Origin of the sequence: Gluconobacter oxydans (assembly GCF_006539685.1) — a bacterium.
In the GTDB taxonomy this organism is placed as follows: Bacteria; Pseudomonadota; Alphaproteobacteria; order Acetobacterales; family Acetobacteraceae; genus Gluconobacter; species Gluconobacter oxydans.
Genome location: NZ_BJNM01000047.1, coordinates 1 through 9,332, shown reverse-complemented (window position 1 = coordinate 9,332; position 9,332 = coordinate 1). Strand labels below are relative to the sequence as shown.

10 protein-coding genes and 1 pseudogene are annotated in these 9,332 nt (G+C 61.5%); 3 read left to right on the top strand and 8 right to left on the bottom strand.

The genetic code is table 11. From position 1 onward, the window contains the following. Window positions 1–42 precede the first annotated feature (42 nt). Window positions 43–1,385, top strand: a pseudogene (locus tag GOX01_RS11685) (inorganic phosphate transporter). 87 nt (window positions 1,386–1,472) lie between these two features. Here GOX01_RS11685 and GOX01_RS11680 read toward each other — a convergent pair. The 3 genes from GOX01_RS11680 to GOX01_RS11670 all read right to left on the bottom strand — a co-directional run bounded on the left by GOX01_RS11680 (window position 1,473) and on the right by GOX01_RS11670 (window position 3,355). Further along, the gene (locus tag GOX01_RS11680; RefSeq protein WP_011253664.1) at window positions 1,473–2,483 is read right to left on the bottom strand and encodes an MYG1 family protein; all 1,011 of its coding nucleotides are present in this window, start codon (window positions 2,481–2,483) and stop codon (window positions 1,473–1,475) included. A gap of 105 nt (window positions 2,484–2,588) precedes the next feature. Then, window positions 2,589–2,969: a VOC family protein gene (locus GOX01_RS11675; protein ID WP_011253665.1), complete on the bottom strand. Its 381-nt coding sequence runs from the start codon at window positions 2,967–2,969 to the stop codon at window positions 2,589–2,591. 53 nt (window positions 2,970–3,022) lie between these two features. Further along, window positions 3,023–3,355: a hypothetical protein gene (locus tag GOX01_RS11670; RefSeq protein WP_011253666.1), complete on the bottom strand. Its 333-nt coding sequence runs from the start codon at window positions 3,353–3,355 to the stop codon at window positions 3,023–3,025. 173 nt (window positions 3,356–3,528) lie between these two features. On the opposite strand from GOX01_RS11670, the gene hpxZ reads away from it, so the two are divergent. Next, a complete protein-coding gene (gene hpxZ / locus GOX01_RS11665; protein ID WP_011253667.1) occupies window positions 3,529–3,930 on the top strand; it encodes an oxalurate catabolism protein HpxZ in 402 nt (133 codons plus the stop codon). 10 nt (window positions 3,931–3,940) lie between these two features. Here the strand turns inward: hpxZ and GOX01_RS11660 are convergent, their stop codons facing one another. From GOX01_RS11660 to GOX01_RS11645, 4 genes are all read right to left on the bottom strand, one after another. Continuing rightward, the gene (locus tag GOX01_RS11660) at window positions 3,941–4,765 is read right to left on the bottom strand and encodes an ABC transporter permease (protein WP_011253668.1); all 825 of its coding nucleotides are present in this window, start codon (window positions 4,763–4,765) and stop codon (window positions 3,941–3,943) included. Window position 4,766: 1 nt separating this feature from the next. Next, the gene (locus tag GOX01_RS11655) at window positions 4,767–5,591 is read right to left on the bottom strand and encodes an ABC transporter permease (RefSeq protein ID WP_011253669.1); all 825 of its coding nucleotides are present in this window, start codon (window positions 5,589–5,591) and stop codon (window positions 4,767–4,769) included. Then, on the bottom strand, window positions 5,588–6,568 hold the full coding sequence (locus GOX01_RS11650) for an ABC transporter ATP-binding protein (protein ID WP_011253670.1): 981 nt from the start codon (window positions 6,566–6,568) through the stop codon (window positions 5,588–5,590). The genes GOX01_RS11655 and GOX01_RS11650 overlap by 4 nt, the downstream gene beginning before the upstream one ends. A gap of 81 nt (window positions 6,569–6,649) precedes the next feature. Further along, a complete protein-coding gene (locus GOX01_RS11645) occupies window positions 6,650–7,078 on the bottom strand; it encodes an Lrp/AsnC family transcriptional regulator (protein WP_011253671.1) in 429 nt (142 codons plus the stop codon). 121 nt (window positions 7,079–7,199) lie between these two features. Here GOX01_RS11645 and GOX01_RS11640 point away from each other — a divergent pair, with 121 nt between their 5' ends. Then, the gene (locus GOX01_RS11640; RefSeq protein WP_011253672.1) at window positions 7,200–8,276 is read left to right on the top strand and encodes a saccharopine dehydrogenase family protein; all 1,077 of its coding nucleotides are present in this window, start codon (window positions 7,200–7,202) and stop codon (window positions 8,274–8,276) included. Between the two features lie 6 nt (window positions 8,277–8,282). On the opposite strand, the gene GOX01_RS11635 is transcribed toward GOX01_RS11640, so the two are convergent. After that, entirely contained in the window at window positions 8,283–9,305 is a 1,023-nt protein-coding gene (locus GOX01_RS11635; RefSeq protein WP_081107027.1) for a YeiH family protein, read from the bottom strand. Window positions 9,306–9,332: the final 27 nt, after the last annotated feature.

Below are 9,332 nucleotides of genomic sequence, written 5' to 3'. Positions count from 1 at the left end.
AAACACCTAAGGCAGGGTTCTAAATAACGGAATCCGGACTTCATGCTTCATTTTGATCCATCCTCGGCGACGTCGCTTGTCGCGCTGTGCCTCTGCTTTGTTCTGGTCTGCGTCTTTGAATTTGCCAATGGCTTTCATGACACGGCCAATGCTGTTGCAACTGTCATCTATACCAATTCGCTCAAACCGACCGTTGCCGTCGTCTGGTCGGGGCTGATGAACCTTCTGGGCGTGATCTTGTGCGGCATTTCCGTCGCCTATGCGCTCGTGGAGCTTCTGCCGCCGGATGTTCTCTCGCCGCCAAGCGGAAATCCGGCCGTTCCGATGCTGGTCGCGCTGTTCGGGACAGCTCTGGCCTGGAACCTGATGACCTGATGGTTCGGAATTCCGAACTCGTCCTCGCACTGCGTTATCGGATCGCTGGTCGGCATTGCGATTGGTGACTCCTTCGTTCACGCCCGCGAACTCGGCCACAGTGTGGACTGGAGCCAGATCTGGAAGGTGCTGCGTGCGCTTGCCGTCTCTCCGCTGCTGGGGTTTGTTGGGGCGCTTTTGCTCTATTTCCTCATCAAATCCCTCGTGAAGATGCCGGAAATGTACAAGGCGCCCACGCCGGAGCAGAAGCCGAACCCGATCGTGCGGGCCGTGCTGGTTCTGACCTGCACGCTGGTCAGCTTTTCGCATGGCAGCAATGACGGTCAGAAGAGCATCGGCCTCATCATGCTGACGATCATCGGCATCATGCCTGCTGCTTTTGCCCTCAACCCGGCATCTCCGGTCAGCATCGAGCAGATCCGCCAGGACGCGCAGCAGGCCCTGCCGCTGGTCACGCAGTACGACCGTTATTCCTTCAAAGGCGATGCCGTCGCGTCGATCAACCGTCTTTCGCAGACGGAAGGTCCTGCCGAAGCGCCGTCCGAACTGCGCGGTGATGTGTATCAGGTTCTGTCCGGCCTGCGGTCGGTTGCGGCCAACCCGGCAGCTTCTGACGCGGACAGGAAGCTCGCATCCCATCTCGCATCCGAACTGCGTCCGACTGTTGAATATGCACCGGGCTGGGTGCGTCTGCTGAGTGCGCTGTGCCTCGGGATAGGGACCATGGTCGGCTACAAGCGGAGCTGGGTGAAGGCATTGGCACAACCCATCTGACGCCGGCGCAGGGGGCTGCATCCGAGGTTGTCGGTGCAGGCTTGATCATGACGGCGGGCTATACCGGTCTGCCGGTTTCCACGACGCATATCATCACGTCTGGCGTTGCCGGAACGATGGTGGCGGCCGGGTCCGGCATCAACAGGAAGATGCTGACGAAGATCGTGATGGCATGGCTGCTGACACTGCCGGTGACGGTCTGTGTTGCGGCGGCAGTCTTCTACGTTCTGGCCTGACAGGCGGAACTCTTTGACTGGAGCATGATTGCTCCGGTCCTGATCGGTAAAGGGACGCGATATTGCTATCGCGTCCCTTTTTTCATTTCAGATCCCGGCGATCTGCAGAGCCAGCTGTGCCATACGGATGGCGCCTTCGCGGCTGCCTGCACCGCAGATGAAGCGGGCAGGGTGGGCAAACACGGCGTCGGACACGCCGGAGACAGCAGCCAGCTTTTCACGCTCCAGTCCGCCCCAGGCTTCCGGAAGGGAGACGCGCTGCCCGAAATCCCCGCGCACGGGCGGGACGGCCTTGACGTTCCACTGTTCGGGGCCAGCGGGAGAGACTACGTACACGACCGGCAGGTCATGCTCGAAAATGACCTTTTCGGTCGGCATGCCGGTGCCCATGACGAGGATGCGCTTGTCTTCGGCATTCTCATAAGCCGCCAGAACGCGGTCCGTTGCCTTGAGGCTGGCGCGGACGCGGTCCACGACATTCGTCAGATGTGATGCGACGGCGGTGGCGGCATTGGCGAAACCGAGGGATTCCCGGGCGCGGGCTTCCTGGCGTCCGTAGAGTTCGGCCGTGTCCCAGGGCGGGCTGCAGGCGGAGACGATATCCGCCAGCGAGAGTTTGCCCATCTTGACCACGCCGTTGTCGTCCTGATCGATCGGCAGGATCAGGGATTTGTCCAGGCTCTTCCAGATCAGATCCACCGTGGCGTCATCAACCGGCGTCTTGAGGATGTTGCGGATGGCGGCGTGACCGTAATCCTTCCACAGCAGACCGGCGGCGCTGTAAGGCGTGCCGTCCTCGCGAAGAGGCTTGTCCTTCATGTGATGGTCGTAGCGGCCATGCGTGGGGTCATAGAGGCCGCCGACGTCGAAGACGATATCGGCCGACTTGATGACATCCGGATTGCGGGTACGGATGAAGGTCAGGCGATCGGCGGATTTTTCGTTGAGAACGCGTGCGCGCAGATCACCCTGCGGGGCGAGCGCGTAGTGCAGGATGACATAGCCCATGGTCTCGTCGACGTGAAAATTGCCCGAATGGGTCAGTGCCGTGACGGGCGCTGCGCCATTTTCGAGACCAATGGGAGTATGTTCGGACATCTTGAGAACCTGCGGCAGGGGAAAGGGGATGAAGTGGCCCCTTCATGCCGCAGGGCAGCCCGGCAGACAACCTTGTCGCCGGGGTTAGTTGGTCAGGCCCCCGTTTCAGGAAGCCTTGTACAGGGCGCAGAGCTTGTTGCCGTCCGGATCGCGCAGATAGGCAAGATAAAGGTCGCCCATCGGGGTGTGGCGGATGCCGGGCGGGTTTTCGATCGCCTCGCCACCGTTCTCCACGCCCGCTTTATGCCAGGCATCGACTTGCTCGGGGCTGCTCATGGCAAAACCGATCGTCCCGCCATTGGCAGGAGTTGCGGGCTCGCCGTTCAGGGGCTTCGTGATGACCAGACGACCGCCGGAATGGGCATAGGTCAGGCGGCCCTTGGCATTGGGTTCGGCCGGTTCGCAGCCGATGACGCCCATTGTCGCATCATAGAATGTCTTGGAACGGGCAATGTCGTTGCTGCCGAGCATGATATGGCTGAACATGAAACTCATTCCTCTATAATACCGGGGAAGGACGGACGTGCCGTCCTGAAAATTCAGTCGATATTGATATTGCGGATGCCGCCCGGAATGCGGGTTTTTGAATCACGCGCCACGAAGGGCTGCCGGTTGGTATTGTAATCCGGATTTTCCGCCATCGCCTGAAGGGTCATGTCATCGCGTACATCCAGCGGTCGGTCATGGCCGCCATTGTCCTTGTGCGCCGTGGCTGCACAGATGCCGGCAGCGGTGGCGAAGGCGTGCGGATTGCCGCCGGCGCCACTCAGCATCTGCTCGCGAATACATTTGCTGTCGGTGTGACCGGTAACCCAGGGCGCTGCGGAGCATGAGGCAAGCAGAAGCAGGCTGGGGAGAAGGACGTAACGCATGACAGAAACCTACTTGTGACGGAGAATGGAGTAAAGCGCGGGATCAGGTTGATCCTGACAGTCTATTGGATCGCGACTTCATGAAAGGTCAATGTCTTTGATGGATCTTCAGGGGAAGGGCTTTTGCGAGTGATCTGGTATCCTTCGCTTCATTTGAATGATGGAGAGCAGCCATGACGTCATCCGGGTTTCCGCTTCTGAACGATCCTGACATCCTTCGGGACATCACGGCCCTGTCCGACCGTTACGAACGGGCCCTAGGCGAGAATGAACTGCAGGAACTGGACAGGCTGTTTTATGACGGGCCGGAGACGGTGCGTTACGGCGTAGGGGAAAATCTCTACGGCTTCGACGAGATCAAGGCGTTCCGCCGCAACAGGACGGGCGGCTCGCCCCCGCGGGAGGTCCTGCGCCGCGTCATTACCGTCATTGGCAGGGATGTGGCGACGGTGGATCTGGAGTTCCGGCGGATCGGAGCGGAGCGTATCGGGCGTCAGAGCCAGACCTGGTTCCGGACGCCCGAAGGATGGAAGATCATCGCCGCCCATGTCTCGCTGATGGGGACGGGATCCTGAGCGCCGGGCCTCAGCTTCCGCTGGAGACATATCCTGCGACCGCCCGGTTCCAGGCGAGGATCATGACGCCCAGGAAGGCGAAACCCGCCGCGGGCGAGAGCGCGCCGATCCATGTCGGCATGCCAAGCGGGTCCGGGTGGGCGAGGCTGAACAGCGTCGGATAATAGCAGACGGCCGCGAGGGGCAGGACAAAGGTGATGAAGCGCCGGAGCCAGCGTCCGAACATGGTCAGCGGGTACTGTCCGGCCTCCACGCCGCCATAGGTCAGGACGTTGACGACTTCCAGTCCTTCAACGGTGATGAAGCACAGGGCGGCCTGTCCGATCAGGACGCCGAGGAACATGGCCGCACCGCCCGCGATGGCCCATGGCAGGACCAGAACGGCGCTCCACTGGACATGCGGGGCGAGCCACAGACCCGCCACGAGCACGAACAGCCCCTGAAGGAAGCGTCCGATCGGGCGCAGACGCAGTTCGTGCCCCAGAAGCAGCAGCAGCGTCGAACGCGGGCGCAGGAGGAGGCGGTCAAAACTTCCGGTCCGGACATATTCGCCACCAAAGACCTCGAAGCCGCGTCCCAGGGTTTCGGCGACGGCAAAAGCCACGTTCACAAGACCGTACAGGACAGCGACGGTTCCGATGTCCCAGCCCGCGATGCTGCCGAAGCGATGGAACAGGCTCCAGATGCCGAAGAAGCTGAGGAGTGTCGTGACGAAATTGCCGATGGCCTGAATGACAAAGGTGCCGGGATAGCGGAGCTGCGCCACGATCGAAGCTCCGGCCATGCGGCGATACAGGCCCGGACCGCTGAGCGTGTGGGAAGGAGATTGCGTCATGTCAGGCACCCTGCACCTCCAGCCGGTTCACGGTCTGGCGCATCCACAGACGTCCGAGAAGTGTCAGGGCCGTCAGCCAGAAAATCTGCAGACCCAGACCCGTGGCAACACCGCCGGGGATAAACGTTCCGAGATAGATGCGGATGGGGATGTCGGTAATGCCGGCGAATGGCTGTGCGAGCAGAAAGGGCCGGACCCAGTCGGGATAGAGCGGCAGAGGCAGCAGCATCCCGGACAACAGGACGGCGAGCGGCGTTCCGACGGCATAGCTCCCCAGAGGCGAAAGGGTACGGGCGGTGAGGATATTCCACCACATGACGATGGTCGCGGAGAGCAGGGCGCCGAGTGTGATGGAAAGAAGGGCCAGAGCCGCGGAGATCAGGCTGGCGGGGCCGGCCAGGCTCCACGCGCCGAGCCCGACAAGGATCGCGAGAGGACCGGCCACGCAGGCCAGCAGGACAGCGCGGGGGACAGCATTGCCCAGCAGTCTCGCCAAACTGGCAGAGAGCCACCAGTTCCACATATCGACCGGCCGCAGGAGGTCATAGACGATGGCGCCTGTCCGGGCGGCGTCGCCGATAGCGGGCAGACAGCCGAGTGGCAGAAGCGTGAAGAGTGACTGCTGGATCCAGGTATAGGTCATGGCCTGCCGCAGTGAGAGCGGGGCCTGCACATCCGGAGCCGCGTGGTACACCGAGGCATAGGCCATCAGGGTTACGGCGCCGAACCACATCTGCGCCACCAGTCCGGCCACGACCGCGATGCGGTATCGCAGCCCGATCTTCCATTGCAGACCGAAGGCCGTGAGATACGGGCGCAGACTCATGCGGCGTGATCCGCATAGAAACGTGTGATGATCTCGTCGATTGAAGGACGGCTGATCCGCAGGTCGTCGAGGCCGGGCAAATGGCCGACATGCGCGACGAGGGCCGGGGCCGGGATCTGGCTCGGGTCGAAAGTGATGGTGAGGCTGTGGGGCTCGCGCGCGGTTTCGTGGGCGCCGGCGGGAAGCGTCAGTTCAGGAGGCGTGTCATGGAAATCGAGTTCCAGAATACGCTCGGACAGCGTCGTGGTGCGGAGGTCTTCGAACGGGCTGTCCGCGAGGATACGACCGTGACCGATGACGATCACACGTTCGGCGAGTGCCTCGATATCGTGCATGTCGTGGGTCGTCAGCAGGACGGTGGTGCCCCGGTCCCGGCAGAGTTCATGCACGAAAGCCCGCACGGCGAGCTTGGAGGGTGCATCCAGACCGATCGTGGGTTCATCCAGAATGAGGATGTCCGGATCATGGATGAGAGAGGCCGCGATTTCGGCACGCATTCTCTGTCCGAGCGAAAGCTGGCGTACGGACTGGTCCATGATCGCGCCCAGATCGAGCGCATCGGCCAGACGGGCGCGGTTGCGGGTAAAACGCTCCGGTTCCACGCCGTAGATGTCGCGCAGCAAGGCGAGGCCTTCGGCGACCGAAAGATCCCACCAGAGCTGGGTCCGCTGCCCGAACACGACGCCGATCCGCGCCACATGGGCGATGCGGTTTGTCCAGGGCACCAGCCCATTGACCTGCACCTCTCCCGACGTGGGGCGCAGGATGCCGGAGAGGATCTTGATCGCCGTCGATTTTCCTGCGCCATTCGGGCCGATGAAGCCTGCGATCTGGCCTTTCGGGACCGAAAAGGAAATCCCGTCCAGCGCGACGATATCACGGGTTTTCCCCCGCCAGCTGCCTCCTTCGCGGATCCGGTAGGTTTTGCGGAGATTGCTGACCGTAATGGCGTCGGAAGGGGAAGGGGGCGTCTGCATCAGGGCTCCGTCATGAGCGGTAAACATCTGTTTTGTCGAGAGTGGACAGCGGTCAATATTGAAAGCAAGGCGTTTCTGAAGTCAGTGCCCTTTTCGAAAGCGCGTCGAGAGGATGATGGCGGAGACAGTCCGCTCCACGCCTTCCATCTGCCCGATATCGTCAATCGCACGGTTGATGTTTTCGGTCGTGGCGGCTCCCAGCAGAGCAATCAGGTCCGAAGCACCGCTGACCGCATGCAGTTCCCGCAGTTCGGGCAGTGTTTTCAGGTCCCGCTCCACTTTCTGCCGGTGGCGCGGTGTGAGCACGATCGAGATATGGGCGCGCACCAGATCCTCGTCCGGATTTTCAAGAAGCGTATAGCCCCGGATCCGTCCCTGCCGCTCCAGACGTTCCATGCGTCCCTGCAGAGTCGTGCGGGAGATCCCCAGCCTGCGGGCCAGCGCGGCTGTGGGGGTTCGCGCATTGCGGCGCAGGATATCGAGAAGAGCCTGATCGATTGGATCCGTCATTCTGACTGTTATAGACGGCAATCTGCCGTTGGGAATGGCTTTTTGCCGTCACGCTGCCGCTTGAGATCCGTCGGCCCAGACCCTGATCCTGTCCGTAACACTTCCGGAACAGGATATGATCATGAAGCAGGTTACGGTTGCAGGTGCGGGGAAGATCGGTTCAGCCATTGCGGAGCTTCTTCATCACGGCGGCTATCGTGTGACGCTGCTTGACTGTCATGCCGAGTATCTCAACAGCCTCAAACTTCCCGAAGGGATTGCGCGCAGGACCGCCGATATCGCGCAGGGGCTTGATCCGGATCTGCTCAAAGGGCAGTTCGCCGTCCTCTCCGCGCTTCCTTTTCATCTGACGCGGACTGTTGCGCGGGCGGCCTCCACGGCGGGTGTGCATTATCTGGACCTGACCGAGGACGTGGCATCCACCCGCGACGTGAAGGCGCTCGCTGAGGGTGCATCACATGCGTTCATTCCCCAATGTGGTCTGGCGCCAGGCTTTGTTTCGATTGCCGCGCATGATCTGGCCGGACATTTCGACGAGATCGACACGATCCGGCTGCGTGTCGGGGCACTGCCGCGTTTTCCGTCCAATGCGCTGGGATACAACCTGACCTGGAGCACGGAAGGCCTCATCAACGAATATATCGAACCCTGTGAGGCGATCGTCGATGGGAAGCGCATCCTCGTTCCCGCTCTTGAGGGCATGGAAAGCCTGGGCGTCGATGGCGTTCTTTATGAGGCGTTCAACACGTCCGGCGGTCTTGGCTCGTTGTGTGAAACCTATGACGGCCGGGTCCGGGAGCTCAATTATCGCACCATGCGATATCCGGGCCATCGCGATATCATGAAGGTTCTCCTGTCCGATCTGCGGCTGTCGGAACGGCGGCATATCCTTCAGGATATCCTGACCCATGCCATTCCCGGCACGGCTCAGGATCTTGTGGTGCTGTCGGTTATCGTGACGGGACTACGGGATGGTCGGCAGCAGCAGGAAACACTGGCCCGGACCATTCACGCGCAGGAGTTCATGGGCGGATACCGGACTGCGATTCAGCTCACGACGGCGGGGTCCATCTGTGCGGTTCTGGACCTGCTCGCGGAAGGGAAAATTCCGTCGGCAGGCTTTGTCCGTCAGGAGGATATTCCGCTGTCCGCCTATCTGTCTAACCGCTACGGGCGGGTCTATCAGTCGCAGGGCTGAACGGCCTCATGCGCGGTTCAGGATCCGGACCAGCAGGATGCTGGCACCCGGAAGGCCGGCCAGGGACATCGCGACTGTCAGGACCAGCGGTCGTCCCGCACGGAAGACGGAGCGGATATCGATCCCCAGACCCAGTGCGGCCATGGCCAGAATGGTCAGGAATGTGGCGGCCTGGCTGAGGGGAGCGATGCAGACTTCGGGAATGACGCCAAGGGAGCGGACGATGATCATCGCCATGAAGCCCGCAATATACCATGGAACGAGGCGGAACAGCCTTTGAGCTTTGCCCGTTCCGGAAGGTTTTAGCGGCTGCGTCCGGGCATTTTTGTGATGAACCGTCAGTGACAGGACGGCGCAGACCGGGCCCAGCATGAGAACGCGCATCAGCTTGACGAGCGTTCCGACATGCAGGGCCGCGGGACCGAATGGCGCGGCCGCCGCCATGACCTGCGGAACCGCATAGACCGTCAGCCCGGCGACGGCACCATTGGCGATCCCGGACATGTTCAGGAAGGGAAGCAGGACAGGCAGCCCCAGAACGACTGCCAGACCACCTGCTGCGGTGAAGGCGATTGTCGCGCCGACATCCTCATCTGAGGCCTGAATGGTGGGGGCAGCGGCCATGATTGCGGAATTGCCGCAGATGGAATCGCCACAGGCCACGAGGAGGGTCTGATTCCGAGACAGGCCATTCATCCGTCCGGCCCAGCAGGTGAAGATCATGCTGAAGATCACCATCCCCAGAACTGCGAGCAGGATTTCAGGCCCGGCAGACCAGACGGCCTGAAGGCTGAAAGTCGTGCCCAGAAGGACGATCGCAATGTTGAGGAGTGTCTTCGAGCAGAACCTGATCCCGCAATTGAAGGTGTCTGCGGGTTTGCGGACGGACCGCAGGATGACGCCCAGGATGAGCGCGATATTCAGGGTCTCCAGAAAGGCTTTACCAGCCAGGATCCGTTCCACGTGCTCGAGACCAAAAGCCGCAAGCGCAATACCGATGCACAGGGCCGTTCCCGGAAAGCGGGACACGAGGCCTCCCGCAGGCGCTAGGTGTTT